The organism is Buttiauxella gaviniae ATCC 51604, assembly GCF_001654835.1.
GTDB classification, from domain to species: Bacteria; Pseudomonadota; Gammaproteobacteria; order Enterobacterales; family Enterobacteriaceae; genus Buttiauxella; species Buttiauxella gaviniae.
The window spans coordinates 1-24887 of record NZ_LXEP01000004.1; the positions used below are offsets into that span (position 1 = coordinate 1).

The 24887-nt window shown below is 46.9% G+C and carries 35 protein-coding genes; 15 read left to right on the top strand and 20 right to left on the bottom strand.

What is annotated here, in order from left to right:
- Positions 1-116: 116 nt before the first annotated feature.
- The 8 genes from M977_RS02080 to M977_RS02115 form a co-directional block, all read right to left on the bottom strand.
- Entirely contained in the window at positions 117-458 is a 342-nt protein-coding gene (locus M977_RS02080) for a DUF2190 family protein (protein ID WP_064511893.1), read from the bottom strand.
- 34 nt (positions 459-492) lie between these two features.
- The gene (locus tag M977_RS02085) at positions 493-1050 is read right to left on the bottom strand and encodes a hypothetical protein (RefSeq protein ID WP_064511894.1); all 558 of its coding nucleotides are present in this window, start codon (positions 1048-1050) and stop codon (positions 493-495) included.
- 331 nt (positions 1051-1381) lie between these two features.
- Positions 1382-1933 (bottom strand): hypothetical protein, encoded by a 552-nt coding sequence (locus M977_RS02090; RefSeq protein ID WP_064511895.1) that lies wholly within the window; start codon positions 1931-1933, stop codon positions 1382-1384.
- Positions 1934-2074: 141 nt separating this feature from the next.
- Positions 2075-2542, bottom strand: coding sequence for a lysis protein (locus M977_RS02095; RefSeq protein WP_064511896.1), 468 nt, complete (start codon positions 2540-2542; stop codon positions 2075-2077).
- Positions 2542-3033, bottom strand: a complete 492-nt coding sequence (locus tag M977_RS02100) for a lysozyme (RefSeq protein ID WP_064511897.1) — start codon at positions 3031-3033, stop codon at positions 2542-2544. Before M977_RS02100 ends, M977_RS02095 begins: the two co-directional genes overlap by 1 nt.
- The gene (locus M977_RS02105) at positions 3017-3235 is read right to left on the bottom strand and encodes a class II holin family protein (RefSeq protein WP_064511898.1); all 219 of its coding nucleotides are present in this window, start codon (positions 3233-3235) and stop codon (positions 3017-3019) included. The genes M977_RS02100 and M977_RS02105 overlap by 17 nt, the downstream gene beginning before the upstream one ends.
- A 70-nt stretch (positions 3236-3305) precedes the next feature.
- A complete protein-coding gene (locus tag M977_RS02110; RefSeq protein ID WP_064511899.1) occupies positions 3306-4349 on the bottom strand; it encodes a DNA-methyltransferase in 1044 nt (347 codons plus the stop codon).
- A gap of 147 nt (positions 4350-4496) precedes the next feature.
- Positions 4497-4718 carry a DprA-like winged helix domain-containing protein gene (locus tag M977_RS02115; RefSeq protein WP_245163475.1) on the bottom strand — a complete coding sequence of 74 codons (222 nt, stop codon included), beginning with the start codon at positions 4716-4718 and terminating at the stop codon, positions 4497-4499.
- A gap of 475 nt (positions 4719-5193) precedes the next feature.
- Here M977_RS02115 and M977_RS02120 point away from each other — a divergent pair, with 475 nt between their 5' ends.
- On the top strand, positions 5194-5946 hold the full coding sequence (locus M977_RS02120) for an HNH endonuclease (RefSeq protein ID WP_064511901.1): 753 nt from the start codon (positions 5194-5196) through the stop codon (positions 5944-5946).
- 59 nt (positions 5947-6005) lie between these two features.
- Here the strand turns inward: M977_RS02120 and M977_RS02125 are convergent, their stop codons facing one another.
- From M977_RS02125 to M977_RS02150, 6 genes are all read right to left on the bottom strand, one after another.
- Positions 6006-6368, bottom strand: a complete 363-nt coding sequence (locus M977_RS02125) for an antiterminator Q family protein (protein WP_064511902.1) — start codon at positions 6366-6368, stop codon at positions 6006-6008.
- 17 nt (positions 6369-6385) lie between these two features.
- Positions 6386-7435: a DUF968 domain-containing protein gene (locus tag M977_RS02130; RefSeq protein WP_064511903.1), complete on the bottom strand. Its 1050-nt coding sequence runs from the start codon at positions 7433-7435 to the stop codon at positions 6386-6388.
- Entirely contained in the window at positions 7432-8451 is a 1020-nt protein-coding gene (locus tag M977_RS02135; RefSeq protein ID WP_064511904.1) for a conserved phage C-terminal domain-containing protein, read from the bottom strand. Before M977_RS02135 ends, M977_RS02130 begins: the two co-directional genes overlap by 4 nt.
- A 2-nt stretch (positions 8452-8453) precedes the next feature.
- Complete coding sequence (locus M977_RS02140) at positions 8454-9149, bottom strand: phage antirepressor KilAC domain-containing protein (protein ID WP_245163476.1); 696 nt, start codon at positions 9147-9149, stop codon at positions 8454-8456.
- A 181-nt stretch (positions 9150-9330) separates the two neighbouring features.
- On the bottom strand, positions 9331-9885 hold the full coding sequence (locus tag M977_RS02145) for a YmfL family putative regulatory protein (RefSeq protein WP_064511906.1): 555 nt from the start codon (positions 9883-9885) through the stop codon (positions 9331-9333).
- A gap of 28 nt (positions 9886-9913) precedes the next feature.
- A complete protein-coding gene (locus M977_RS02150; RefSeq protein ID WP_064511907.1) occupies positions 9914-10111 on the bottom strand; it encodes a Cro/CI family transcriptional regulator in 198 nt (65 codons plus the stop codon).
- Between the two features lie 91 nt (positions 10112-10202).
- Between M977_RS02150 and M977_RS02155 the strand changes: the two genes are divergently transcribed.
- Entirely contained in the window at positions 10203-10862 is a 660-nt protein-coding gene (locus M977_RS02155; protein ID WP_193216257.1) for a LexA family protein, read from the top strand.
- 387 nt (positions 10863-11249) lie between these two features.
- Here M977_RS02155 and M977_RS02160 read toward each other — a convergent pair whose 3' ends face one another.
- Positions 11250-11504 carry a hypothetical protein gene (locus M977_RS02160; RefSeq protein WP_064511908.1) on the bottom strand — a complete coding sequence of 85 codons (255 nt, stop codon included), beginning with the start codon at positions 11502-11504 and terminating at the stop codon, positions 11250-11252.
- Between the two features lie 53 nt (positions 11505-11557).
- On the opposite strand from M977_RS02160, the gene M977_RS25135 reads away from it, so the two are divergent.
- The 9 genes from M977_RS25135 to M977_RS02200 all read left to right on the top strand — a co-directional run bounded on the left by M977_RS25135 (position 11558) and on the right by M977_RS02200 (position 15915).
- Positions 11558-11842: a hypothetical protein gene (locus M977_RS25135; protein WP_157092024.1), complete on the top strand. Its 285-nt coding sequence runs from the start codon at positions 11558-11560 to the stop codon at positions 11840-11842.
- A 35-nt stretch (positions 11843-11877) separates the two neighbouring features.
- Positions 11878-12249 (top strand): hypothetical protein, encoded by a 372-nt coding sequence (locus tag M977_RS02165; protein ID WP_064511909.1) that lies wholly within the window; start codon positions 11878-11880, stop codon positions 12247-12249.
- Positions 12250-12308: 59 nt separating this feature from the next.
- Positions 12309-13136 (top strand): YfdQ family protein, encoded by an 828-nt coding sequence (locus M977_RS02170; RefSeq protein WP_064511910.1) that lies wholly within the window; start codon positions 12309-12311, stop codon positions 13134-13136.
- A 136-nt stretch (positions 13137-13272) separates the two neighbouring features.
- A complete protein-coding gene (locus tag M977_RS02175; protein WP_064511911.1) occupies positions 13273-13815 on the top strand; it encodes a hypothetical protein in 543 nt (180 codons plus the stop codon).
- A complete protein-coding gene (locus tag M977_RS02180; RefSeq protein WP_064511912.1) occupies positions 13800-14057 on the top strand; it encodes a hypothetical protein in 258 nt (85 codons plus the stop codon). Before M977_RS02175 ends, M977_RS02180 begins: the two co-directional genes overlap by 16 nt.
- Positions 14047-14469 (top strand): hypothetical protein, encoded by a 423-nt coding sequence (locus M977_RS02185; RefSeq protein WP_064511913.1) that lies wholly within the window; start codon positions 14047-14049, stop codon positions 14467-14469. Before M977_RS02180 ends, M977_RS02185 begins: the two co-directional genes overlap by 11 nt.
- On the top strand, positions 14462-14923 hold the full coding sequence (locus M977_RS02190; RefSeq protein ID WP_064511914.1) for a hypothetical protein: 462 nt from the start codon (positions 14462-14464) through the stop codon (positions 14921-14923). The genes M977_RS02185 and M977_RS02190 overlap by 8 nt, the downstream gene beginning before the upstream one ends.
- Before the next feature lie 118 nt (positions 14924-15041).
- Positions 15042-15614, top strand: a complete 573-nt coding sequence (locus M977_RS02195) for a 3'-5' exonuclease (RefSeq protein WP_064511915.1) — start codon at positions 15042-15044, stop codon at positions 15612-15614.
- Positions 15615-15657: 43 nt separating this feature from the next.
- Entirely contained in the window at positions 15658-15915 is a 258-nt protein-coding gene (locus tag M977_RS02200; protein ID WP_064511916.1) for a pyocin activator PrtN family protein, read from the top strand.
- Here M977_RS02200 and M977_RS02205 read toward each other — a convergent pair.
- Positions 15912-17021: a tyrosine-type recombinase/integrase gene (locus M977_RS02205; protein ID WP_064511917.1), complete on the bottom strand. Its 1110-nt coding sequence runs from the start codon at positions 17019-17021 to the stop codon at positions 15912-15914. The genes M977_RS02200 and M977_RS02205 overlap by 4 nt on opposite strands.
- Positions 17022-17242: 221 nt before the next feature.
- Here M977_RS02205 and rsmF point away from each other — a divergent pair, with 221 nt between their 5' ends.
- The 3 genes from rsmF to M977_RS02220 all read left to right on the top strand — a co-directional run bounded on the left by rsmF (position 17243) and on the right by M977_RS02220 (position 19335).
- A complete protein-coding gene (gene rsmF, locus M977_RS02210) occupies positions 17243-18685 on the top strand; it encodes a 16S rRNA (cytosine(1407)-C(5))-methyltransferase RsmF (protein WP_064511918.1) in 1443 nt (480 codons plus the stop codon).
- Positions 18686-18798: 113 nt separating this feature from the next.
- Positions 18799-19038, top strand: a complete 240-nt coding sequence (locus M977_RS02215) for a YebV family protein (RefSeq protein ID WP_034455162.1) — start codon at positions 18799-18801, stop codon at positions 19036-19038.
- 105 nt (positions 19039-19143) lie between these two features.
- A complete protein-coding gene (locus M977_RS02220; RefSeq protein WP_064511919.1) occupies positions 19144-19335 on the top strand; it encodes a YdfD/YebW family protein in 192 nt (63 codons plus the stop codon).
- A gap of 2 nt (positions 19336-19337) precedes the next feature.
- Here the strand turns inward: M977_RS02220 and M977_RS02225 are convergent, their stop codons facing one another.
- The 3 genes from M977_RS02225 to M977_RS02235 form a co-directional block, all read right to left on the bottom strand.
- Positions 19338-19982 carry a metallophosphoesterase gene (locus M977_RS02225; protein WP_064511920.1) on the bottom strand — a complete coding sequence of 215 codons (645 nt, stop codon included), beginning with the start codon at positions 19980-19982 and terminating at the stop codon, positions 19338-19340.
- A 55-nt stretch (positions 19983-20037) separates the two neighbouring features.
- The gene (locus tag M977_RS02230) at positions 20038-20565 is read right to left on the bottom strand and encodes a GNAT family N-acetyltransferase (protein ID WP_064511921.1); all 528 of its coding nucleotides are present in this window, start codon (positions 20563-20565) and stop codon (positions 20038-20040) included.
- A gap of 416 nt (positions 20566-20981) precedes the next feature.
- On the bottom strand, positions 20982-22472 hold the full coding sequence (locus M977_RS02235) for a SulP family inorganic anion transporter (protein ID WP_064511922.1): 1491 nt from the start codon (positions 22470-22472) through the stop codon (positions 20982-20984).
- Between the two features lie 202 nt (positions 22473-22674).
- Here M977_RS02235 and M977_RS02240 point away from each other — a divergent pair, with 202 nt between their 5' ends.
- Positions 22675-23697, top strand: a complete 1023-nt coding sequence (locus tag M977_RS02240) for a transporter substrate-binding domain-containing protein (RefSeq protein WP_157092025.1) — start codon at positions 22675-22677, stop codon at positions 23695-23697.
- An 836-nt stretch (positions 23698-24533) separates the two neighbouring features.
- Here M977_RS02240 and M977_RS02245 read toward each other — a convergent pair.
- Positions 24534-24875 (bottom strand): YebY family protein, encoded by a 342-nt coding sequence (locus M977_RS02245; RefSeq protein ID WP_064511924.1) that lies wholly within the window; start codon positions 24873-24875, stop codon positions 24534-24536.
- Between the last annotated feature and the right edge of the window lie 12 nt (positions 24876-24887).

The following is a 24887-nucleotide window of genomic DNA, read 5'->3' on the forward strand; positions in this document are numbered from 1 at the left end:
GAAATCAAAAACTAGCCGCTTTCCGCGTGCCCGCCGCCTCGTGGCAGGCCGGGTCCCCGGGAGTACCTTTTCCAATGATAATGATTATCATTTGCTGTGGTTTTGGTCTGATCGGGTCAGAAGCCAAGGCGCACGCGACCTTCGGGGTCGTTCGGATTGGTGGTGATCCACGCGGTGCCAGCGAAGGCATTGGGGTCACTGCCGTCCTTCTCTTCAGATGTAAGCTTGCCGTCTTTGGTCAACCACAGCTGTACGCCACGCTGCCATGTTCCTGCTGTAACCTTGGGTAATACAAACACGCCAGTCATCATCAGTTCACCGTCCGCATCAACTGGGATGTCGTGCTGGGCGATACCAATAAGATCACCAACAATTACCGGCTGACCTGATACCACGTCTTTACCGGTACCGTTATGCCAGTCCATGGTATTGCCATCCTGATAGTAGTTCTTAGCCATTGGATTACCTTCCTGATTGAAGGGTTGATATGAACTAGCGCTTTTGAATAGAGTTACGAATGAGGCCGCCTGGACGCAGGCTGGCCTGAATAGCTTTCGCGATAACGGCGCTTAACTCTTCATCATTGTGCTGGGTATTGATATTCACAGTAATGACATTGCTGTAGTGTGGCGACCCCAGAGCACCACTGGTAACGGTGAAATGCTCAGCCAGAAACTCCACTTTGCTTTGAGGCGTTAGCTCTGCGAACAATCCGCTCTCACGCACTGCATCAATAACAGCATTGCGCATATCGTCAGACAATCGGGTTTTCGTGGCGGATGCATTAACGCTGATACCCGTACCTACAACATATTGTTTACTGTTCTCGCCAGCATTAACCTCAATGCCGCAGGTATTCTTCAACTTGCCTCCGCTCGGAGCCCCAACAGCTAACATTTTCGGAAAATACTCAGGAATACCTTCGACTCTCTGACGCGTGCCCCATTTGTCATAACTCGCCTTTCCCGCTGGGCTCTGCAATTCGAAACCGTCAGCAGTGGTCATTACGGCCAAGCTCTGCATGACCTCTTTTAGCGATAAATTCTTCATATTCATTTCCTTTTAGATGTGAGCCTGTCGCATGACAATACCGCCCGAGAGGTAATGGTATTACCCAGGCTCACTGCTGAAAGACTCTCTTGGGTGCGCGTGCGATGCGCGGGAACCACGCGAATGCGAGGCTGTTATTTATTTTTGTAACGAGCCCAGAGCATGCAGGCGTTCAATGCAATTGAAACCATTAGCAGCATCAGGAAAGTGGTGGGCAATGCATAAAACGCAAATGGTAATGAGCACATATCCGCTCCAATAAAAAAGCCACCAGCAAATGCCAGTGGCTTTAAAGAAAACTCTAACCATCAAAGTTCACATAAAGCGAATGCTAGTTAATGATTTTCGCCAGGAGTATATGTAAATCAGTGAAGACATTTTGGTCTGGCTTACCAAATGGTGCTCTTTGTACAGATGGATCGACAAGCATAAATTGAACGCTACCATCTAAATCGCTAGTGCCTAATTCTTTCAACGTAGCAATTTTTGTGGCCTCAGCAGCCAATTGTTGATCCAAGTTTGCTTCTTCACTGCCAGAAAACATAGATTGCACATTGATACGGGCGCCTCTGCAAACGCGATATCTGACAGTATGTTTTTTATTGTTATACATAACATTAAATGAACCATCGAAACCCGCAGGACCTTGCTCATTATCATGACTATCAATAGTCACCATTACTTTTCCAGTATAGCTGGCTTCTAAAGTCCCTTGTGTCTCAACGACTGTGAGACCATTCATTTCAAGAAACGCTTTACACTTCGGAAAAATACTTTCGCTAACAATTTTTGCCTGTTCAGAGATCACTTTACGCCTAGAGCTTAAATATTTTTCTGATTCATTTTGCAGGTCAATTAATTTTTTACGCTTTTCTAATGACATAATTTCACCTTAAAATCATTCGGCAATCACAACAATGATTTAACACAATAAGTTACAGTAATTTAACACAACAAGTTACAATAATTATGTCACATTTTGAGAGGCTGCATCACTCTATTTATTATACAAATGGACTATTAACTATTTTAGGCACTGCTGAATTATGTAAGCCTGCATGCCCGCAATCATTTTTCTGCTGGTTTCGATTCGCTCTCTGAGGGTGAAATAATCCCGTTGAGCGGCGTCAGTAAGTCGGGGGCCGGCAACATCATCCACGCTGGTGGTGCTGGTGATTGAGGACACACCAGAGCAGGTGGCCGCGAGGCGCAGCCGCTTAGTGCCAGCAGCAACATCACGCTGCAACTGTTCAATAGTCGCTTTGGCATTCGCCAGTTCTCCGGTGTATTTCGCATCGAGTGCTGCAACATCACGTTGGCGCGTCTGCATATCACTAATTGTCTGCTTCGCCAGGCCGAGGCTTTTCTCTGATTTATCAGCACGCCGTTTCTCATCCTGATATTTGGTGTGGTAGTAGTTAGCACTCAAGATCAGGCCACCAGCTAGGCTACAGACGAACAATGAGATCAGGAGCTGGTAAGGGATTTTCATTACTGTCCCCAGGTACATACTGTGTACTCAATCTCTCTGCGGGAGATAAGCCCTTTCCACTGCACACCACCAGCAAATGTCCATCGTTTCAGCTCATCACAAGCGCCAATGATATCGCCTGTATTCAGCTTCTTCAGTAGAGTGGATTTGGCAAAAGCTCCGGCACCGACGTTATAGGTGAAAGAATAAAGAGCGGCGCGTGTTGGCTCTGGTATAGAAATACGAATTAATGGATCAATGGCCTTAGCAACCTTGCTCAGGTCTGACTTAAGCAACGCATCACATTCCCGGTTGGAATAGCGATACCCACGACGGATATCACTGCCTGTATGACCATCGCAAACAGTCCAGACACCAACAACATCCTGGTATGCGTAATATCGACGTCCTTCAACGCCGTCTGCATTACCAAGCATCACACCAGCAATTGTGATTGCACCCGCTCCACTGGCTATCGTGGCCACCAGCTTATTTCTAAGTGTTGGATTCATGTTGGCTCCTATCCTTGCGCCTATCTTCTTTAAGTTTGAAATAAAGGTTGGTCAGATAAGTCAGGATGGCTATCAGTATCCCGGCCAGTACACCAATGGCATTCCACTGTTCAGGGCTGTAGGCGTTAAGGATGCCATTGGCTATGCTGCCAATTGAGGCGCCATAGGCCGCGCCAGTGGTCAATTTATCCATTCGGTGCATGCTCTCACCTCGCTAGTTGCGGGTGCTGTGTGATGGAAATAAAAAGACCCGCAAATGCGGGCCAATGTGGTTACTCTGCCAGTACTCTGATTTCTTCCACTGTTTGCCTGAATCGCTCCTCTTCCAGTTCCACACCTATTCCTTGACGTCCAAGCTGTATTGCCGCTTTGATTGTCGATCCGGAACCCATAAAGAAATCAGCAACCACGTCGCCGGGTTTGCTGCTGGCGTTGATAATCTGCCGCAGCATATCGGCAGGCTTTTCACATGGGTGCTTACCTGGGTAGAACTGGACGGGCTTATGGGTCCATACATCGGTGTACGGAACCGAAACTGAAACAGCAAACGGACGCCTGAGAGCTTTGAACTCACTCAGCAGCTCAGAGTATGTTCGGTTTAATGACTGCCATGTTTCCACCAACTGGTGATGTGGCTTATCCAGTTCATGGTTCACATGCTTTGTGATGGCTACATCAGTGAACAGCGCCTGCAGCTTTAAATAATCCGCCTCGTTCGGTAACTGCCACTGGCTGGCACCGAACCAGTGCGAAACCATGTTCTTCTTGCCCGTCGCATCTGCAATCTGTTTTGACGTCACACCCAGAGCTTCCCGGGCATTGCGGAAATAATCAATCAGCGGGCTCATGATGTGCCGTTTGTTGTCGTCGCACTCTTCGGCGTAACTGTCGGGTTTATACGGCCCCGGATAATGTTCTGCGAACAGCACGCGCTCAGTCGCGGGGAAATAAGCCCGCAGGCTTTCTTTATTGCAACCGTTCCAACGGCCAGAAGGTTTCGCCCAGATGATGTGGTTCAGAATGTTGAAGCGCTGACGCATCAGCAACTCAATATCAGCCGCCAGGCGATGGCCACTGAACAGGTAAATACTTCCGTTTGGTTTCATCACCCGCCAGAACTCAGCCAGGCAAGTATCGAGCCAGGCCAGGTAATCAGCATCACCCCGCCACTGGTTATCCCAGCCATTGGATTTCACCTTGAAGTAAGGCGGGTCGGTAACAATGAGATCGACGGAATTATCAGGAAGGGAAGCAAGAACTTGAAGACAATCAGCGTTGAACAACTCAACACTGTTTAAAATTACAGTATTTTTCATAGATCAGTAAGCATGACTCTGGTAGGCTCACTGTGCTTTAGCGCTAAAGCTGTGGGCCTTGGTTCGCTTGTGACCTTAAGACATGAGCGAATGGCTGGTCGGGTGCTACAACACCCACCAGCCGCCCATTTCACAGCAGAAGCCTCCTTAATGGAGGCGCTTGTAACATCCGACCTGATATTCCGATAACCCCGCCATGACTAACTGCGTCAGTATTAACTGGCATCGTTCACGCGTCAGATGTGTGTTCTGGGCGATCTCCCCAACGGTTGCAGGTTCGTCGCTTAGTTCATTGAAAACCGCCCTTGCCGTTTCCGTCATATCTTTTTGATTTAGCATGTCTTTATCCATTTTTTGTGTATGACACACATGTAACTCTGAACAAAACGCACATCAAGATATGAATGGCAAAATAGGCGTGCCAGCGCGCATTTTTGCGCTGTTAAATTGCCGCTATAGGTGTCGCGGCGCACCATCGTATTTTTTAGGCTGTTTGCTGCGTTAATCGGGTCGCCAGTCCAAACTCAGTGATGCTACAGCGCTATGCGCCTTCACTTCCCTTTCCCTCACTACGTCGCCGTGGGAACCCGACCGTATTAACGCCGTCGTCGCGCGGCCTGACATTAATCAAGCATCTGTATTTGCGGTCTCACCGCTTTGCTACTCCATTTTCAACCTCCAGAAACAACAAAACCCCGCCGAGGCGAGGTTTTTGGTTTGATAAGTGCGGTGTCTTTGTGACCACTCTTATCACAATACTATGGTTTTTGCGGACCGCGATAGCTTTTTAATTTATTATCGCCAAAGCAATAAACTGGGAACAGGTAAATACAAGGATTAATAAATGCGAGACAATTTTAGCACCGCTACGGTATCAAAACTTGCCGAAAGAGCTGCCTATGTTTGTAGCCATCCAACATGTAACAGATTAACTATTGGCCCTGACCAAGCATGCACCGATCGGTCTATAAAAACAGGAGAAGCAGCTCACATATGCGCGGCTTCATCTAATGGCCCAAGATATGATATGTCTCAAACAACAGCAGAGAGAAAAAGTATAAATAATGCAATCTGGTTATGTGCCACATGCTCTGATTTAATCGACAAAAATAATGGTCTGGGGTATGAAGCCAGTGAGCTTAGAAAATGGAAAAGAGATCATGAAACCCTGATCAAGGATTGCCTGGAGGGAGGCAAGAGGATGATTTTTGGAATGATCCAAGGTGGGCAATTAAAAACAGAGCTGAAGATAGCTGAACGAATAGTTCACATTCTTGAAGATAAAGGCTGCCTTTATATGGATTACCTTCAAGAAGATCCGACATTTGTTGCCGATTCTTTAAAAGAGTTAAGAGTTTCCCTATCGGCTATAAGGGCAGAAGTTGACTCAATTTCACCCTTATCGGTAATAATTCAATCTATCATAGCAGCCTGTAGATACTATATGAATAACACCTCTACCAATCCCGATATAAAAGAACTTAATTATTCATTAGGAGCTGTTAGGAAAATTATTGGTTTGAACCTCAATCAATTGTTATCAAATTACGACATACCTGTTAATGATAACCTCTCATCCTTGCTACCGAAATCATAAATAAAATGATAATTGCAAGAGCATACTAATGCACTTGCAATTATTGTACTAAAAATCAATTACTCCATATCAAGTCGTATGTCTAACATTGATAAACACCCGTCAATGAAACCTTCCGCCATTTGTATTTCTATTCTTATATTTTTTTCATCTTTTTTCCGACTCTTTGCCATGCTCCTCTTGGAAACACGATAAATATAATATGCAACCAAGAGAGAATGCTCATATGGTTTTTTCTTCTGTAGCCTTGTCATACAGCTTTCAATGATGAGCCCGTCATCATCAGTACATGACAACCTATTGCTACTTGATTGAGGCAACAAACCTTTAAAACCAGCAGCAATATGTGAATAATCTACGCCAGAGCTTTCACTTGCCGCCCAGGCCCCCCAACGCTCTAAGACCATTTGCATATCACGCATCAATTATCTCCATACACTTACGCTTTAACTATTACGCCAATTGCCAACACGCGATCCAGAAAACGAAACACCAGCTCAAGCTGGGTTCCATACTTAAGTTCGAATGCTGCTAAGTCAGCGTGCAATTCGTCGTGACACTCTCTGCACAGAGGGATCACGAAGAGGTCGTGGGCTTTTGTGGCTGTACCACTCATACCATGCCCGATGATATGGTGCGGGTCGTCTGCTGGTCGGCGGCAGCATTCGCAGGGTTGAGTTTTCACCCATCGGGTATAAACCGGATTTATCCAGCGATGCCGCTTCGGTCGCAGCATGAATGATTCAGGGCTTTCCGGATCAGCGATAAGTTTCAGGACGGGTTTAACCGGCTCTTCGAGCGTATGTGCGTGAGCTCTAACTACTGCACTGACCGCTTTCACTTTCTCTTTAACAATGCTGGTGGCCGGAAGTGAGGGCACAATGTCACTTTCTTTATATACGGACAGGAACGGCTCTTCCGGCTTCCGCAATGCTTTACGAGCCATCCCTTCAGGAAGGCAATCAACCAGGTCATAACGTATCGCCCACCAGCAGAGTTCTGGCAGCGTCAGTTGATGAGTGCCATCAAAACCAAGATTACGCAGTGCTGAAGCAATGACGAATTCCACCACGTTCCGGTGCGCCAGATCCGCAAGTAGCTCCGTCGCCTGCTCTCGCAACTTGTTATCGCAATGCCAGCAAACGCGAATTGAACCCGGTGGATAAGACATGATGACCATTTCGGGGTGGTGGTAATCACCGTGCGGATACTGACAACCATTCTCCCTGAGGAGTGATGCGTTAAGGGTCGAAAGGCCACCAGCAGCCTGAATCACACGTTCATTCGTAAAGAAGGCCAGCAACGCCAGATCATCAGATAGCGGTTGTGTTGCCGCCGGTACAATACCGGACGGCAAATGCTGCAAATGCTCAGGAACACCTTCAATCAGCACACGCCCCTGATGGAATAAAACCATCACATCTGAGCCTGGCCGGAACAATGCCAGGCCGAGACGCGGAGCAATTTCAGGAGTAAGAATTGCCCTCATGCTGCTTCCCCCTGGTTTCCGCGCTGTGCCTGCTCTTTCCAGATAGCGTTCCAGCGGCTAATGGCAAATTCTGGGCGCTGTTTGCGGAGGTTCGCCGTGCTGGCTGCTTTACAAACACGCTGTTCAAGTTCACTTGGTTTGGTCTGAGAAATGGTTCCGCTCATGTACCGGCGATATGCCGCATCACGTTCGGTTGTGTCGCCTGCTGGCACTTCCCCCGGTTTAACCCACTGGCCGTTCACATTTTCAGGTCGCCCTGCAGCATGCCACTTCGTTGCAGACTGAAGGTAGCCAGGGAATTTGGAGATCTGGAACAGCGTTACAGGGCGCAAGTATTCAGCCATCTTGATATCGTGCCCCCACTTCGCCTGGCTGTAGTCGACAACCAGATTCAAGTCTTCGAGGGAAAATTCTTCCCCCAGTCGGGCACGGATATTTTCCATCGAGGATTTGCTGACCTGGTAACGGGAGCCTGTCACGAGATTCAGGTGAGAAAGAACTTGTTTAGCTTGATCAGTAATTTCTACTTCACGGTCGGTCTGCGCAGCAGGCTGACGAGAGTCTTTTACTTTTGATGGATCTTGTTTTGATTTTACTGACGGATCCCCGCCAGATTCTGCCGGGTCAAAACCACTTTCCTCGTTCAATTTTGACCCATCAAATTTTGATGCGACAGATTTTGACCCGTCAGTTTTTGATGTGTCAGATTTTGACAGGTGAGCAAATGCCGCCGCTTGCAATTTCGCCACGTTAAGACGGTATACATTGGATGCATTGCGATTGCCCTTGCGACGAGCTGTGCGGGATAACCAGCCTTCAGCTTCAAGCTTTGCGACAGCAGTTCTGACCGTACTTGCACCGGCACCAATCTGACGCGCAATGGTTTCAATGGAAGGCCAGCAAACACCCTCATCGTTACTGAAATCAGCCAGGCGAGCCATAATGGCAACACTTGACAACTTCATGCCAGACGACGCACAACCGTCCCAGACATAGGAAGATAATTTAACACTCACTATCAACCCCCCATCAGTTCAGAGGCGTAGCGTTCTGCTATCCACTGAACCCCTTTTGGCGTAACTCGAGTCTGTGTGAATGCGTGACCAAAATCGGAAGTACCAGTTTTCACCGTAAACAAACCATCGCGTTGACGCAGGGCATGGGGCAGCAGGTTGCCAGACTGACGGAACAGCACCTTGTCCCGGACCAGAGTGTCAATCATCGCCTTCTCTGGCATATTCAGGATCTTCGCTGTTTCACGCAGACTTTTATTGCCACCGGCTTCGACGTATTGGTTAACGAACGCGACCTTTGGCGCGTCCTGATGAACCTTGTTTGCCAACTGTGCATTCTGCTCTGCCATATCAGCGGCCAGGCGAAGAGCTTCGGGTAAAGATTGTGGGACTGCAGTTTTGTTTTCTAACTCCTGCCATCTATCCACAAGACGAGCGGTAAATTGTGGAGATAATTGTGCGACAACTACGTAGCTGTCGCGTTTGCCAATCAGGTACTCTTTGTAGTTTCGCCCGTTCTGAAGGTGGGTATACGGCGTTGGCGTATACCCCTGAATTGCCCCAGCTGCCGCCAATCTCTCAATGGTTCGGCAAACATCAGCATGACGTGATTCAACCAGGTCTGAGATTTCTCGACTGCTCATAGTTACCAGGCCGGAAGAAAATACAGACACCGCTGTAGACGCCGCAGCGTTACTCATTTGCTGAACCATTGCGCAGCCCTCCGGTTGAATACCCCCACAATCATGTAAGCGCTACTGTGGTTACATGAAACCCACTGGCCACGTACCATGCATACATACCGAAACGATGGAGCACCCGGTACCGGATGCATCCTTAGTTGCGGTAAATGACAATTTTCGGTTAAATTGCTCATGCGGATTATTTCTCCATACACAACGTAGAGTTTTTCGCCAAGGCGCCCGGAGCTGCATACTCGCGGGCGTCACTCTTTTCTGGCGCACAAAAAACTCGAAATAAAAGCGTTAAATGTTCCTGCCACTTAGCCATTACCTGATAGCTGTGCTCTTCAATCTGAGCGCGTTCCTCAGCATCAATCACACCATCCGCTGTTGCTTTACGGATGTATTGAGAGTGCTTGCCAATCCATTCGACGGATTCCATCAAACGCTGATTTATGTCCCCGTTGTCCACATCATCAACATCTGCCAATGGAACAAAGACACCATTTGAGTTGCGGGCCACTGCATCAGCAATTTGGTGTGAACCACCAGCACGCTGTAGCACCATCGCCCAACCCAAAGGGAAGATCTGATCGCCTTCAGAGCGAAGACGGTTGAATAGCGAGTTTTCAGTTACACCAATCCACTCAGCAGCTTCTGAGTACCCACCAGGCAGATCAGTAATCGTCTTTTTGATTGCGGCCACCAGCCAGGTTGGCTGTTTATCTACTTTCCATTCAGGTTCATTACCCACTGTTCACTCCTTATTTCTGTGGTTACGGTCAAGCAGCTGATTCGTTAGTCTTCAGGTAAAGAGAAGCGTCGTACTTCAACTTTCCTTTGGTAATCCGTTCAATAACGAAGGCTTGCTTTTCTGGTATCACCTCACCCCATCGACAGACTGCAGGGTGGGAAATATTCAAAGCATTCGCGGTCTTGGAAATACCACCGAAGTGCTTTACAACGACTTTCTTTAGCATTTGATTCTCCTTAGTTCGACCGCCCAAAGGTAACAAAAGGTACATTAAATAGCAAACAACAGTTACACCAAAAGGATGTAACATTAGTTACATGAAAACAGAAATGAAAGACCGAATTAGATCCCGGCGCGTCCAGCTGGAAATAACTCAACTAGCACTGGCAAAGAAGCTAGGTGTTAGCCGTGTTTCTGTGACTAAGTGGGAAGCAGGAACAACCAAACCAGACGGTGAGAATCTCCATCAACTAGCCATAGCGTTATCCACTACGCCAGAGTGGCTCCTCTATGGAGAGGGAGATCAGGGACAAGATGACATTCGAGTCACACCCTATTTCAAAGCACCTGTTTCTGTTCCGATTATTTCTGCTGTCCAGGCGGGCCACTGGACAGAAAGCTATGCTTGCTCAAGGTTAACTGATGTGATTTCGTGGACTCAAACGACGGCTGATGTAAGTGATGAGGTATTTGGGCTGGTTGTTCGTGGAGAGTCGATGACGAATCCCAATGGCTTACCGTCCATACCAGAAGGTTCAATAGTTATTGTTGAACCAAACTATGGGCAGCTAGATAATTTATACGGAAAGATAGTGGTTGCAGTACTAGATGGCTCATCAGAAGCAACTGTGAAAAAATTAGTATGGGATGGCCCTTATTCTTATTTAATGCCCCTAAACCCTGCCTTCAAGCCAATTCCAATTGATGGCAACTGCCGGATAATAGGGAAAGTTGTTCAAATAACACAAAATATCTAACCCCCTGTAACTCCTAGCCAAAAGAAAGCCAGCAAACAATTGTTGGCTTTTTTTATGCCCATCAAGGTAACAATAGGTACACTTCACCCTTGACCGCCAAGGTAACTAAAGGTACATTCATCTCAACGGCAGTGAACAGGCAGGACGCCCACTAAGTAGCGGCCCCTGGCGTATGAAGATGGGGATGATTCGTAAACCTAGCGTTTCGGGAGGGAAGCAAGATGCAGGAAGTTAAAGCAAAGCTACTCAGCAAGGTCAAGCTGCTGGAACAGGCAGCGCAAAGAGGCATGAATAATGCCCCCGAACTCCAGGCCGAGTCCGGGAAGGTAATTTCTTATCAGCAGTGTGAATGGACGTTAAAGGATTGCGCTTTGTTCAGGAGTTGGATTAGCGAGTGTTTTGAATCAGGCGGATTGATTGCTGCTCAGACATGCCATAGCTCTGAACAAATACATCAATCTCCTCTTCCTCAGTCTCGTTAGTGAAAGTTTCACCACCGAGACTGTGGAGATCGCCAGATATGACATGACCTTTTTCAACGTCATATCCACCGAGAAGCTCTGCAACAGTGAACTCTCCCATTGGGTCACGGATAACAATGTAACCGATACGTTTTTCATGGTGAACAACGGTACCACGCATAAAAATTTCCTTCTTGGCTGTGTGAGAGCACCAAGAATAGCACCGAGCCTGATGTGGATAAAAGACAGGCTTACAACGATGAGAGCATTGACGAGCAAGGTTTAATGTCCGGTTCAATTCCAGACACCACGATTCAGTGGCAATGGGCAGAGAAAAAGTCCGTTCAATTCGGACACCGGCAGTGCTCTCTTCGTTGTGGTGAATGCGGCTCAGCGCTCGCGATGAAAGGCAAAACATCAAGTCATTATCGGTATAGGTCATCGCTGGATGGTTTGCCGCCAGACAGCACCGGGAGGCACCCGGCACCACAACCTAATCGTGTGTATGGAGATTTCTAACTGGCAGTTGCAGCTGCCATTACGAGGGTAAAACGATGAGCAATGACCGCATGACTGTAGTGCCCGACTTTCTGGGCGAACTGGATGCTGGCGTATTCATGAATAAGATCGCCGCCTCACTCAATACCACTGCACTCGGCACGCTGAATAACGGCGGAAAAGGCAAAGTGGTTCTGACTTTTGATATTGAACGCATGGGCAACTCTGTCGAAGAGAAGCGCGTCAAGATCAAGCACAAATTGCAGTACACCACCCCTACTCCACGCGGCAAGGCGACGGAAGAAGACACCACTGAAACCCCTATGTGGGTTAACCGTGGCGGCAAGCTCACCATCTTGCAGGAAGATCAGGGGCAACTCTTCGGGATCAACGGCGCTACTGACGGAAAGCTTAAAGCGGCTCAGTGAACCGCGACTGACTAATTCACTGCCATTACTTCTACCAATTTATTTATAAGGAATTTTGTATGTCTCAATTAGACGGCGGCGCTATCCAGCAAGTAAAAGACCTGGTCCTTTCTGGTTATCATCTTGGTGATATTGGTGGCCTTGCCTGCCCTACCGCCATGCTGCCAAAAGACGTAAGCGTAGAAAGCCTGGAGCGCTTTGGCCTGGCACGCTTCCGCTTCCGTGGCGCCATGGATACGACCAGCATTGATGACTTTGTTCGTTACTCTGTTGGTTATGCCAGTACTGAAGAACCGGCACGCTGCTTTATTGATGCGCAAAACATGAGTGCCCGCTCTGTCTTCAATATCGGCACACTCGACAATCCAGGCCACGCCGATAACGTTTCAACCATCAAGCTGAAACAAACAGCTCCGTTCCGCGCACTGCTGGCTATCGATGGTGACCGCCTGAGCCAGAAGCAAATCGCTGAGTGGCTGGAAGACTGGAGTGACTACCTGACTGCGTTCGATGCTGACGGTAAGACAATGTCGATCGCCCAGGCCGCGCAAACTGTTCGCCGCATTACTATCCAGCAGGCAACTCAGGCTGACCATGAAGACGGTGATTTCAGCGGTAAAAAGTCCCTGATGGAAAGCATTGAAGCCACCAGTAAAGACGTTATGCCAGTGGCCTTTGAGTTCAAATGTGTCCCGTATGAAGGCCTGGGTGAACGTGCCTTCAGCATGCGTAATAGCCTGCTGAAAAGTAGCGAGCCGTGTTTCGTACTGCGTATCGTCCAACTGGAAGCCCAGGAAGAAGCTATCGCTAATGAATTCCGTGACCTGCTGATTGGCAAGTTCAACGAAAAACCAGTGGAAACATTCATCGGTAACTTCAAAGCGTAATTGCTCTGCCTTAATTGCCCTGCAGTTTGGGGCAATTAGTGAAGCGTAATTCCTTTTTTAATCGCCACCCGGCGAGGGATTCGTGCAACCAAAATCAACCGCAGATGCAGCTGCGAATATATGGAGAAATATACCGATGAGTTTTATACAGACGTTATCCGGCAAGCATTTTCATTATACCAACGCCACCGTTGACGATATCGAGATTGAAGATATCGCCACCGCGTTATCGCATATTTGCCGCTTCGCTGGTCATTTACCAGAGTTCTATTCCGTGGCTCAACACTCCGTATTGTGCAGCCAGTTGGTACCGCCTGAGTTCGCATTTGAAGCGCTGATGCATGATGCGGCTGAGGCATATTGCCAGGATATTCCCGCGCCACTTAAAGCCCTGCTTCCAGACTACCAACGGATCGAAACGTTCGTAGACGGCCTTATTCGATTTAAGTACGAATTGCCACTGACACAGTCCGCTATCGTGAAATATGCCGACCTGACAATGCTGGCTACCGAACGCCGGGATCTGGACATTGATGACGGTACCAAATGGCCTGTACTTGAGGGTATCCCTACCAGCGACATGATCCAGATTGTGCCACTGCGTCCTGGACAGGCTTTTGGATTGTTCATGACCCGCTTCAACGAACTGATGGAGCTTCGCACATGCACCAGCATCTGAAAGTAAAAGACCTGGTCGCCGCCGCTTATGCTGCGGTACCAACTCTGCCACCAGCAGAAGCCAAGTTAATGCGCGAAGTCGCCACTAGGCTAAGTGTGACTTTTACTGCCCTAACTGAATCTTTAGAACTGCGTAAAGCTCTCACGAAAGAGCGAGATGCACTGAATCAGCAGGTAGTTAACCTTGCTGTTGATAATGCAGCCTTTAAAAGCGAAGCAAGGGGTGCAGGCAATGAGCATTAGCATCCTAGTGAAGCAAGTTGGTCGCTTGACGGAGATTGAAATCGATGCATTAAAAAAAGGCGATACGGTCTGGCAGATTGGCGAAAAGCAGCATCCCGATAGAGAGTTGACGGTAACGAGTCAGGGGGCGAGATATATTAAATTTACCAGGACAATTTACTTTGACCGCAAATACCAGCGCCTATCCAACTATCGCTTTATGTACCGCACACAGGAAGATCTTGAGCGAGATAAGCTGAATTTACAGCGTATTAAAAAAATCACCGAGATTTTGTCATCTGGCAACCCAGTGAGAATGGATGATATCTCTGATTTATTGTCAGCAGAAGAGGTGGCAGACCTCTATGATCGCATGCGCCAGCGCTGGCCGGGGGAGTTCAAAGATGAGCGTCGGGAGGCCAGCAATGGATAAGGGAATAGAAGCATTCCGCGAAGCCGTTCGCCGCGCTCCGTTAACTAAGCCGGAAGGGTTATCGCCCGAGTGGCAGGCTTACTTTGACGCGGTTACTCCATTGCATGTGGCTGAACTGATAGCAGCGCTGGAGCAGGCACAAAGCGAGCGAGATAAGTTCAACTTTGCCCATAAGGAATGGAACGATAAAACTGAGTGGGTTCAGAAAGAAAGTACTTCCGGTCGCTTTCGTTTCCAGGTTCTTGGGAGGCATCGTGCAGACGTAATGACGCGGCACATAGATGAACTGGAAGCCCGCACACTTTCATTTGCATTACCAGACCCAAGCAGTAAAGCCTTCTGGGGCGGTAACGGGAAAAATGAAACCTTCTACCCTTCTACTTATAAGCTCTGGTTAAAAGAAGCGATTGAGCGTGCTGGCATTATCGCCGGAGTAAAAATAGAAGTGATATAGTTCTTTTATGAGCTATCAGTGAGAAATAAAATACAAAAAAGACCATTAATGACCCACATAGTGCGCAATAGGTTATTAATGAGCTATTTTATTAAAATTAATGAAAATAAGGTCATATATGAACCATTTGATGATTGATTTAAAAACCATGGGTAATAAACCCACCGCACCTATCGTCTCCATCGGGGCTGTATTCTTTGATCCGCAGAGCGGGAAGATTGGCGAGGAGTTTTACACTGCGGTCCAGCTTGAAAGCGCAATGGCTCAGGGGGCGCAACCTGATGGAGATACCATCATCTGGTGGATGAAGCAAAGTACAGAAGCGAGAGCAGCCATTTGTGCTGATGATGCAATGCCTATCCCGTCAGCGCTCTCTGAATTAAGCCATTTCATTAATCGTCATGCTGATAACCCTAAATACCTGAAAGTCTGGGGTAATGGTGCCAGCTTTGACAATGTCATTCTGCGTGGTGCTTACGAACGCGCTGGACACATAACCCCATGGAAATTCTGGAACGATCAGGATGTCCGGACAATTGTCGATCTTGGTCGCGCTGTTGGATTTGACCCTAAACGCGATATGCCCTTTGAGGGTGAAATGCATAACGCATTGGCCGATGCTAAACATCAGGCTAAATACGTGTCTGCTATCTGGCAGAAGTTAGTTCCAGCAACAAACCCCAACATTTAAACCAACTGGCCCGGGTGCAGCCGGGATATATGGAGAAAAATCTATGAATACCGTATTTCTTTTACTTGCTGAGTTCGGAACGCCCACTATTCCAATTGCAGATGTCTCTGAAAAATATTTTGGCATGAAACCAGCGACAGCCGAAAAGAAAGCCGCGCTCGGAGAACTTCCTATTGCTACGTTTCGTGCCTCAGAAAGCCAAAAAGCCCCTAGGATGCTTCATGTTCAAGATCTTGCCGATCATATTGACCAGCAAAGGAAAAAAGCCAAGGACTTGTTTGATCAAATGAGACCATGCTAACTAGCGTTAGCAACATGGTTTAGGCTTTCTTTCTTAAGACGATCAAATTTCTCGTGAAGGGTATTCGGGAACATTTCTCTGTACACTTTCCATAATGTATTGAGAGAACGATGCCCTGTCACTTGTGCAACATCCTCTATACTAAATCCTGCTTCAAAGAGCCTACTAGCCCCCTCACGTCGCAAATCATGGTACCTCAGATCTCGGATTGATAAATCGTCGCGAACATGCCGATATGTTTGTGTGATACTGCGCTCACGAAATGGGAAAATTCGTTCATCTACTCGAGGCTGCCTCTGAACAATGTCCCAAGCCTCACCTAGCAGTGGAACTGTCATATGGTTACCCACTTTCTTCTTTGGATCCTTTCTGTCACGGACTAATATACTGCGCTGCTGCTCATCAATATCATCCCATCGAATTCTACAAAGCTCACCTATACGGGTACATGTCAGGGTAGATAAAAGAAAAATATCACCGAACGGTGCCTTACTATGTGCAGACTTTTCTTTCTGTTTAAGTCCATTTAATAGAAGCTCAAACTCATCGTTAGATGGCCGTCGATTACGTTGGTTTGACGTTCCAACCATCTTCATGTGCTTTAGAAAAATCCGTGCATCTGACATTTGAGAGTGGTCAATTTCTAAATTAAAAAGAGGCTTTGCTGCCTGTAGCACAGAATCAATATAGGAAATATCGTCAGATATCGTCTTCGGGGAGCATCCCTGAGCCTTTCTGAGGTGGCAAAATTCGATGTAGTGCTGAGATGTGAGAACATTCAGTTCATTGGTAGCTAGCTCGCTCTTTGCTAGTCGATTAAGAACTTCTTTTTTAGATCGCCCTAATTCAACATCTTTATGATTTATATAATTTGCTATCAATTCTGAAAGAGATATGGCCTTCCCAGAATAAGTCTCAGGGTTAGGAAGACCAAACTCCTCTATATAAGCAACACGTTTAGTCCCCCAGCCTTTAGCCAAGGCTAGCTTTTGGAAGGTTCGGTTTTCACGAAAAACATATTTGCCACCACTCTTAACACCAACGGTGCAGCGATATCGCGTTGTACCATCAGCTCTCAAGCGTTTTTCAACCGTATAAAATGCCATTGCTCGGGGTCCTCATGGGGTGCTGGGTGGGGGACTGAGAACAATAAAATACAATTAAATCCGTTTAAATGCACCATAATAATACTGTTTATCGATACAGCATAAGCTGTCAATGCATTGAAATGTAATGTATTTATTATATCAGGGTATTTTCAATCCTCGGTGTCTCACCGGGGCGTTTGTGTTACCATCGCTCCTTCATTTTTTTCTGGACTTCCTTAGTGGCTCACTCTCACACCGCCTTTCTCCCGCAAGCTTTTCTTGATGTTATTCGTGATGCACTCCCGGCAGATCAAACTCTCGAGAGCTTTATCGAGTATTGCCAGCGCCCATTGCGTCGCAGCTTGCGTGTAAATACCATCAAGATTTCGGTCAACGATTTTCTTGCGCTTGTCGCCTCTTATGACTGGCATCTGACACCGATTCCTTGGTGCGCAGAAGGGTTCTGGATTGAACGAGATGATGAAGAAAGCCTGCCGTTGGGTAGTACTGCCGAACATTTAAGTGGTCTGTTCTACATTCAGGAAGCCAGTTCAATGTTACCCGTTACGGCATTGTTTGCTGACGGCAATCAACCGGACCGGATTATGGATGTCGCGGCGGCACCTGGTTCCAAAACCACGCAAATTGCTGCGCGTATGGGCAATCATGGCGCTATCCTTGCCAATGAATATTCCGCTAGTAGGGTAAAAGTGCTACACGCTAACATCAGCCGCTGTGGTATCAGCAACGTCGCGTTGACGCATTTTGATGGCCGGGTGTTTGGTGCTGCGCTACCGGAGTGTTTCGATGCAATTTTGCTGGACGCCCCGTGCTCAGGTGAAGGTGTGGTGCGTAAAGATCCTGACGCCCTGCGCAACTGGACGCCAGAAAGCACTGCGAGCATTGCCGATACGCAGCGTGAGCTGATTGCCAGTGCTTTTCATGCGCTGCGCCCCGGCGGTACGTTGATCTATTCCACCTGCACTTTAAACCGTGAAGAGAATCAGAAAATTTGCCAGTGGTTACTGGATGAGTGGCCTGATGCAGTTGAAATCGCCCCGCTTGACGATCTGTTCCCAGAGGCGAATAAAGCTATTACCGCCGAAGGCTACCTGCATGTTTTCCCGCAAATTTACGATTGCGAAGGATTCTTTGTTGCTCGTCTGCGCAAAACTGCATCCGTAGAAGCGCTCCCGGCCCCCGGTTACAAAGTGGGGAAATTCCCGTTTATACCAATGCACGGAAAACAAGCTGCGGAAGTAACCGCTGCTGCGAAACAGTCTGGAATCGCCTGGCAAGCTGACCAACAACTTTGGTTGAGAGATAAAGAAATCTGGCTATTCCCCAAAGAGATTATTCCGCTATTTGGCCAGGTTCGTTTTTCACGTATTGGTTTGCGCCTTGCTGAGCAATACAACAAAGGTTACCGCTGGCAGCATGAAGCCGTCATAGCCCTGGTGCCTGGTGATTCACCGCTAGGATTTGCGCTTACTGAATTTGAAGCGGACGAGTGGTATCACGGTCGCGATATTTACCCCGATGTATCACCCGCGCTAAATGAGGTTGTTGTGACATACCAGGGGCAACCTCTTGGTCTGGCAAGAAAAGTTGGATCTCGCCTGAAAAATAGCTATCCGCGTGAATTGGTTCGCGACGGAAAACTGTTTGCCGCCAGGGGCTGATGCGTTAAAAAAATAGTCGCCATGTAGTTTGCAGTTTTTGTACGTTTGTCTACGCTCTACTGTGGGAGGCCTTACTGGTCATACCACATGTACCCAGACCCAAGGAGAGCGAGATGACGAAAACTAGCGTACGAATAGGCATCTTCGAAATTGATGATGCTGAATTACATGGCGAGCAGCAAGGGGACCGCACGTTGAGCATCCCTTGTAAATCCGACCCGGACCTGTGCATGCAACTTGATGCCTGGGATGATGAAACAAGCATTCCCGCCGTCCTTGATGGCGAACATTCAGTCCTCTACCGTCAACATTACGACCAAAAATCTGATGCCTGGGTCATGCGCCTTGCATAACTCAAAGTGACCCGTCGCCCAGACGGGTTAATTAATTGACACTGATTACCCTCTTCTCGTGACTTCCCCTACAATTAAGCCAAACGGTGCAACTCAAAGGCAATCATGTTTGCGTTGGTTTTATTTGTTTGCTACCTGGACGGCGGCTGCGAAGATATTGTGGTAGATGTCTTTAATACTGAACAGCAGTGCCTGTTCGCTATGGATGAGCAGCGGATACGCTACGGTGGCTGTTTCCCAGTGGAAGATTTTATTGATAGTTTCTGGCGCCCGGCGCAAGAATACAGCTCGTTGTAGTGTTACTGAACCTGCACCATAGTCAGCTTATTACCAAATACCGCGCCGGTATCAATATAATATTGATTATGAAAATGACTCACTTCTTTGAGCGGCGTGTGCCCGAAGTAAAACTCATCAGCTCCGTCGATATCCTCGCCTCGTCCCTGTAAATTCTTATTAAGCCGATCCCTGCTCCAGACCAGTAAATGTTCATCGACGGGCTGATTCCAACTGTAATGTGCTGAAGGGTAGTCTGCATGAGCAATAACCAGCGTCTTGTCGTGTGTATGAAGTTCAATCACCAACGGCAAATCGCGGCACTGTAATAAGGCTAGCTGCACATTATGTTGACGCTGTTCTGGCAATTCCCGATACCAATCACCACCGTTCATCTGCCAGAGGATCCCCTCACCTTCGTCAAGCGCCTCTAAAGCCATCGCTTCATGGTTGCCCTTTACTGCTTTGAACCACTTACTACCGAGCAGTGCCAGGCATCCCGGGCTGTTTGCACCGCGATCGATAAGATCACCCACCGAGATAAGTAAATCCTGATGATAGTCAAAATGATGAAGTTTAAGCTGGCTAATTAATTCAGAGAGACAGCCGTGTAAATCACCAACAATAAACACATGCCGCCACTCTTCGCCGTCAATTCTCTGATACATACCGCCCCCACTTTGTTTATTTATTGCTCAATTATAAACCAGTGGGCAGTAATGGTTAGCGGGCAGAACGAATGAACATTTTGATTTGCTTGCCGTGGTATTCAACAAAATGCTGGAACTGGAAACCAAATCGCTCAGCCAGATGGATGGAACGCAGGTTGTCATCATCAATAATGCAACAAACTGGTGTCGTAAACTCACGGTCAGCCCATTGCAGAATCGCGTTTAGCGCTTCGCTGGCATAGCCTTTACCGTGAACAACTGGAATCAGTGACCATCCTGCTTCTGGAAGTTCAAGCGCGGGAGTTAACTCACGTTGTGCGTCCTGAAAACCAAACGAACCAATATAACGCTCAGTCTCTTTTTCAAAGACAGCCCAGTAGCCGTAACCCAGCGCCTGCCAATGACCGATGTAACGCAGCAATCTTCCCCAAGTCATTTCCGGGCCTTGCGGTTGTCCACCACCAATAAATCTCACCATTTCTGGGTCCGCCCAACAGGCAGCTAACGCCGGAAAATCATCCAGCGTAAAATGGCGGAGAATTAGACGTTCAGTTTCCAGGCGAGGTGCTGCATTAACCATGCTCATATCCTTCAAACGTATTATTGGCGTACGATTTTTTACTTATTTTGCCGCCATACGGCTTGAGACACAATCAGCACACTGCGTTCGTGGGAGGTGAAGGAAAAGCGAGTCAGGGTTACAAATAGAAAAGGCTGCATAAATGCAGCCTTTAGAGAGGTGATACGAGTTGTCTGGTAAATACTACGCTTCTTAAAGCGATGAAATATGGCTTACGCCCCAAGGGAATGTGGTTATTAAACCTACCACGAACCCACCAGTTTACTTTTGAGGATCAGTTTCAAAACTATCTGGCACCTCCGTTTCACTCTGGAACTAAAGCTAATCTAGCAGCCTTAACATTGTAAAAGTAACGGCAGATTCACAGTTTTGCCATTTTCTCATCAAATAAATCTGGATTAACGCGTGAGTAGTGCTCAAATTTTGCCGCTCAGCCGCTCGTGGAAGTCGCTGCTGCGTAAATCGAGACCGACAATTTGTACTTTGCTTTCATAGCGTTGATAGCGGGTTTCGATAGCATCAAGCACGGCAACTGTCGATACATCCCAAATTTGGGCCTGCGACAAATCAATAATCACGTTTTGCGGATCGTCGGCATACTGGAAATGTTCAACCAAATCGTTGCTACTGGCAAAAAACAACGGCCCGGTTACCGTATATCTTACAGATTGCCCGTCTTCAGCTAATGTTCTTTCTGCGCGTACCACGTGGGCAATTCGGCGAGCAAACAAGATCATCGCAAAAACCACCCCACCGACGACACCCAATGCCAGGTTTCCGGTCGCAACGGTCACTGCGACAGTACTCACCATCACTAAAGTTTCCGGAATGGGAATTCTTTTTAAGGTAGCGGGTTTAACACTGTGCCAGTTGAGCGTTTTCACCGCCACAATCACCATAATTCCGGCTAAAACCACCATTGGAATTTTTGCCATCAGTTCACTTAAACCGGTGACTAACAGCAACAGCACTAAGCCAGCAGCAATTGTCGAGATACGCGTACGCCCCTTGCCAAGTTCCACATTGACCATGGTCTGGCCAATCATAGCGCAGCCGGCAATACCACCGTAAAAACCGGCGAAGATGTTAGATACACCCAACCCCCAACATTCACGACGTTTACTCGATGGTGTGTCAGTCAGCTCATCAACGAGTTTGGCGGTTAACAACGACTCCATTAAGCCAACGAAGGCAATGCTCAAAGCGCAAGGCCAGATAATCCTTAAAGTATCCAGGTTCAAAGGCACCAACAACTCTGTTATTCCTGGTAATCCAGCAGCCATTGGCCCCGCCTCACCCACTGTTGGTACAGATAACCCCATCCCAATGCATGCGGCTGTAATCACAATAATCGCCACCAACGGCGACGGAACCATTTTAAATACCCGAGGGAGAAACAGCACTATTGCCAGGGTGAGCGCAAACAGCCCCCATATCAGCGGGTTATCCCCCCAAATATGCGGCACCTGCGCAAAGAAAATGAGAATGCCCAACGCGTTCACAAACCCGGTCATCACCGACAGCGGTATATAGCGCATCATACGAGCAAGGCCAGTGACACCGAATAAAATCTGGATTAACCCTGCCAGCAACACCGCCGGGAAAATATATTCAACACCATGCAGATGCACCATTGGACCGATAACTAATGCTACTGAGCCAGCAGCAGCTGTCACCATTGCAGGGCGCCCACCAAGCAGTGACATGGATAAACAAAGCACAATAGAGGCGACGAGGCTGACTTTCGGGTCAACACCAGCGATTACTGAGAATGAAATGATTTCAGGTACGAGTGCCAATGCCGTTACCACTCCCGCAAGGGATTCGCGAGCGAGCAAACGAGGGCTACGCAAAACCGAGGTGAGAGAGTTTTCCCGACGATGTGTTTCAGTTTGAGTTGTGGTCATAGTTTTGTCTTTGCAGGTTTGTCGTTATTAGTTAAAGCGACCTTCAGGTCGGGTGTGATTGTACAGAGAGGATAGTATGGATGCTAATTAATGTGATCCCTATCTGAGACTTATCCTCTTAGCAAATAAGGGTTTTCATGTGGACGATTTCAGGGAGATGAATATTGAGGCATACCACAAAGATAGATATTAATGGCTATTATTGGAAAGGCAATTATTAGTAAACCAACATAAAAGCAATTACAATACCGCCGATATTATCGAAAAATATAATTTTACTTTAGCCATTTTAATTAATGGAGGCTTACTTTTGTTTAGTCATTTGACTTATTGTAAAATGATTGGTTCTTTTCTGTTGCCTGCTATGTTATTTTTTTGCAGAAATGCTGTTGCCGATCCTGTTCTTAATAAAGTACTTAGCACGCATAGTATTACCTTGGCTTGGATGGGTAGTTCCAAGCCTATTTCCTGGGAGCTAAATGGAAAACCGACGGGTATGGCGGTGGATATCTGCCAGGGTGTTGTCGATAGTATAAAAAAACGCTACAACACAAATATAAATATACAATGGGTAGAAATTTCTTCAGCTGCGCGCTTTGAATATATAACTCATCATAAAGCAGACATTCTCTGCACCATTGCCGGAAATACAGCGCAGCGTAATAAATTTGTTACTTTTTCAAAGCCATGGTTTTTTACACGGACAAATTTTCTGGCTAAAAAATCGCAGCATATAAATAGCCTGGAGATGCTCTCGGGACGGACCGTGGGTGCTATTAGTGGCGGAACATCTGCATTGCTACTCTCTGCAATGAACCAAAACATTAACTATTCGATCTCAGTTAAGCTGATGAGAAGTTTCGATGAAGGATTTGATTTACTAGAACAAGGGCACATCTCAGCATTTGTCACTGATGACATTATCATACATAGCAAGTTAGCTGAAATGGCTGACAGAGATGACTATCAAATGAGTACGGAAGGATTTGGTGACGTAATACCCTATGGAATGGTGATAGCTAAGGATGCAGATGAAATAGAGTCCATCATCAATGAAGAGTTAAAAAACCTGTTTATCTCAAAACGATTTGATGAGTTATATAACAAATGGTTTATGTCCCCTATTTCCCCTACTGGTGAAAACATGAGGCAACCCATGTCAAAAGATCTCATCAAAGAAAAAAATAGCTATCTACCTGCAACAGAAACTCCAACTACAGATTAAAAATGAACAGAGAAATATTAAAAGAATGTAAGCATCTCCTCAAGACTACTCACCTCATTTTAGAATGATAAATAATCAATAATTGAAGCGCAGTCAGAAAACATAGCAAATACATAAATATTGGCAGGGCATTCCGTGGGTGTAATAAGTGGTGGGACTGCCGCATTAATGATGCAAAAACTGAATCAAGACTACAAGTATTCGCGGGAAATACACAAACCTGGAAAACTGAGAGCAATATCAGATGAATACGGAAGATTTAAGTGATGATAATTCATCAAAGTTGTGATTCTGATACTGTTCCCACTGAAGTGATATTTTCAATATAAAGCTCAGTAAGTTAATGGATTCTGACATCAGGTGAACAGAAGCTTTTGAAGAGTGTTTTGATTTTTTTGGCTTAAACAGTCCCATCTTCACCCAGAAAAATGCTCGAAAAGTATTTGGATTCATCCAAAAAGAAGTTTATGTTGTTATGATTCTGTTACGGGGTTTACGTCAGTTCCAATAGGGAAAGTTGAAATTTTTTCGTGAACATCCAGACAGTGTACCGCCAAGCCTTTGTATATAAAGACAAATAAAAAAAGACCGAATACGATTCCTATATTCGGTCCAGGGAAATGGCTCTTGGGAGAGAGCCGTGCGCTAAAAGTTGGCATTAATGCAGGCAGACATCGCCTTGCCTTCTAAGAATAGATTACCGGCGCAGGTTTTCCAGTCTGGCGCAAAAGTGTTCAGAAAAAAACTGCGGCACAGGTAATATTTTAGACAAAAACCGCAATATCCGGTCTACGGTTATTGCGGTTTTTTATTGTTAATTAGTGAGTTATCGCGTTTTAGCTACACAACTTCTCAGCACGCTCAATAAATGGAGCAAGACTCTTTTTTTGTCCCGGCGTCTTAGGATCATCAATTTGAATCACGGAGATAGGCTGGCCAGTGGTTTTGCCGCTACTCACTTGTTGTTGCGCTACGTCGTTTAACGGGTATTGCATCAAGGTACTTGGGTTGATTGCAAAAAGCGCATGTCCAGGGCGGCAACTTAGCATTACCTCTTCACGGTTAAATGCCCAGTTATCTTTGCCCATTTCAAAACGGCTTACGGTGATAATTTGCGGTGCGGCTAACGCACTACCTGTGCAAGCCAGTAATAACAGCGTCAAAATACTTTTTTTCATGAATATCTCTTG

What these genes read in the sequence shown, in the direction of transcription:
- M977_RS02085 (WP_064511894.1), bottom strand. Translation starts at nt 1,050, where the DNA reads ATGAAGAATTTATCGCTAAAAGAGGTCATGCAGAGCTTGGCCGTAATG.
- M977_RS02245 (WP_064511924.1), bottom strand. Translation starts at nt 24,875, where the DNA reads ATGAAAAAAAGTATTTTGACGCTGTTATTACTGGCTTGCACAGGTAGT.
- M977_RS02170 (WP_064511910.1), top strand. Translation starts at nt 12,309, where the DNA reads ATGTCTCAATTAGACGGCGGCGCTATCCAGCAAGTAAAAGACCTGGTC.
- M977_RS02120 (WP_064511901.1), top strand. Translation starts at nt 5,194, where the DNA reads ATGCGAGACAATTTTAGCACCGCTACGGTATCAAAACTTGCCGAAAGA.
- M977_RS02185 (WP_064511913.1), top strand. Translation starts at nt 14,047, where the DNA reads ATGAGCATTAGCATCCTAGTGAAGCAAGTTGGTCGCTTGACGGAGATT.
- M977_RS02130 (WP_064511903.1), bottom strand. Translation starts at nt 7,435, where the DNA reads ATGAGGGCAATTCTTACTCCTGAAATTGCTCCGCGTCTCGGCCTGGCA.
- M977_RS02220 (WP_064511919.1), top strand. Translation starts at nt 19,144, where the DNA reads ATGTTTGCGTTGGTTTTATTTGTTTGCTACCTGGACGGCGGCTGCGAA.
- M977_RS02200 (WP_064511916.1), top strand. Translation starts at nt 15,658, where the DNA reads ATGAATACCGTATTTCTTTTACTTGCTGAGTTCGGAACGCCCACTATT.
- M977_RS02105 (WP_064511898.1), bottom strand. Translation starts at nt 3,235, where the DNA reads ATGCACCGAATGGATAAATTGACCACTGGCGCGGCCTATGGCGCCTCA.
- M977_RS02125 (WP_064511902.1), bottom strand. Translation starts at nt 6,368, where the DNA reads ATGCGTGATATGCAAATGGTCTTAGAGCGTTGGGGGGCCTGGGCGGCA.
- M977_RS02225 (WP_064511920.1), bottom strand. Translation starts at nt 19,982, where the DNA reads ATGTATCAGAGAATTGACGGCGAAGAGTGGCGGCATGTGTTTATTGTT.
- M977_RS02155 (WP_193216257.1), top strand. Translation starts at nt 10,203, where the DNA reads ATGAAAACAGAAATGAAAGACCGAATTAGATCCCGGCGCGTCCAGCTG.
- M977_RS02100 (WP_064511897.1), bottom strand. Translation starts at nt 3,033, where the DNA reads ATGAATCCAACACTTAGAAATAAGCTGGTGGCCACGATAGCCAGTGGA.
- M977_RS02175 (WP_064511911.1), top strand. Translation starts at nt 13,273, where the DNA reads ATGAGTTTTATACAGACGTTATCCGGCAAGCATTTTCATTATACCAAC.
- M977_RS02230 (WP_064511921.1), bottom strand. Translation starts at nt 20,565, where the DNA reads ATGGTTAATGCAGCACCTCGCCTGGAAACTGAACGTCTAATTCTCCGC.
- M977_RS02190 (WP_064511914.1), top strand. Translation starts at nt 14,462, where the DNA reads ATGGATAAGGGAATAGAAGCATTCCGCGAAGCCGTTCGCCGCGCTCCG.
- M977_RS02165 (WP_064511909.1), top strand. Translation starts at nt 11,878, where the DNA reads ATGAGCAATGACCGCATGACTGTAGTGCCCGACTTTCTGGGCGAACTG.
- M977_RS02095 (WP_064511896.1), bottom strand. Translation starts at nt 2,542, where the DNA reads ATGAAAATCCCTTACCAGCTCCTGATCTCATTGTTCGTCTGTAGCCTA.
- M977_RS02110 (WP_064511899.1), bottom strand. Translation starts at nt 4,349, where the DNA reads ATGAAAAATACTGTAATTTTAAACAGTGTTGAGTTGTTCAACGCTGAT.
- M977_RS02140 (WP_245163476.1), bottom strand. Translation starts at nt 9,149, where the DNA reads ATGAGTAACGCTGCGGCGTCTACAGCGGTGTCTGTATTTTCTTCCGGC.
- M977_RS02090 (WP_064511895.1), bottom strand. Translation starts at nt 1,933, where the DNA reads ATGTCATTAGAAAAGCGTAAAAAATTAATTGACCTGCAAAATGAATCA.
- M977_RS02150 (WP_064511907.1), bottom strand. Translation starts at nt 10,111, where the DNA reads ATGCTAAAGAAAGTCGTTGTAAAGCACTTCGGTGGTATTTCCAAGACC.
- M977_RS02235 (WP_064511922.1), bottom strand. Translation starts at nt 22,472, where the DNA reads ATGACCACAACTCAAACTGAAACACATCGTCGGGAAAACTCTCTCACC.
- M977_RS02160 (WP_064511908.1), bottom strand. Translation starts at nt 11,504, where the DNA reads ATGCGTGGTACCGTTGTTCACCATGAAAAACGTATCGGTTACATTGTT.
- M977_RS02080 (WP_064511893.1), bottom strand. Translation starts at nt 458, where the DNA reads ATGGCTAAGAACTACTATCAGGATGGCAATACCATGGACTGGCATAAC.
- M977_RS02215 (WP_034455162.1), top strand. Translation starts at nt 18,799, where the DNA reads ATGACGAAAACTAGCGTACGAATAGGCATCTTCGAAATTGATGATGCT.
- M977_RS02180 (WP_064511912.1), top strand. Translation starts at nt 13,800, where the DNA reads ATGCACCAGCATCTGAAAGTAAAAGACCTGGTCGCCGCCGCTTATGCT.
- M977_RS02205 (WP_064511917.1), bottom strand. Translation starts at nt 17,021, where the DNA reads ATGGCATTTTATACGGTTGAAAAACGCTTGAGAGCTGATGGTACAACG.
- M977_RS02195 (WP_064511915.1), top strand. Translation starts at nt 15,042, where the DNA reads ATGAACCATTTGATGATTGATTTAAAAACCATGGGTAATAAACCCACC.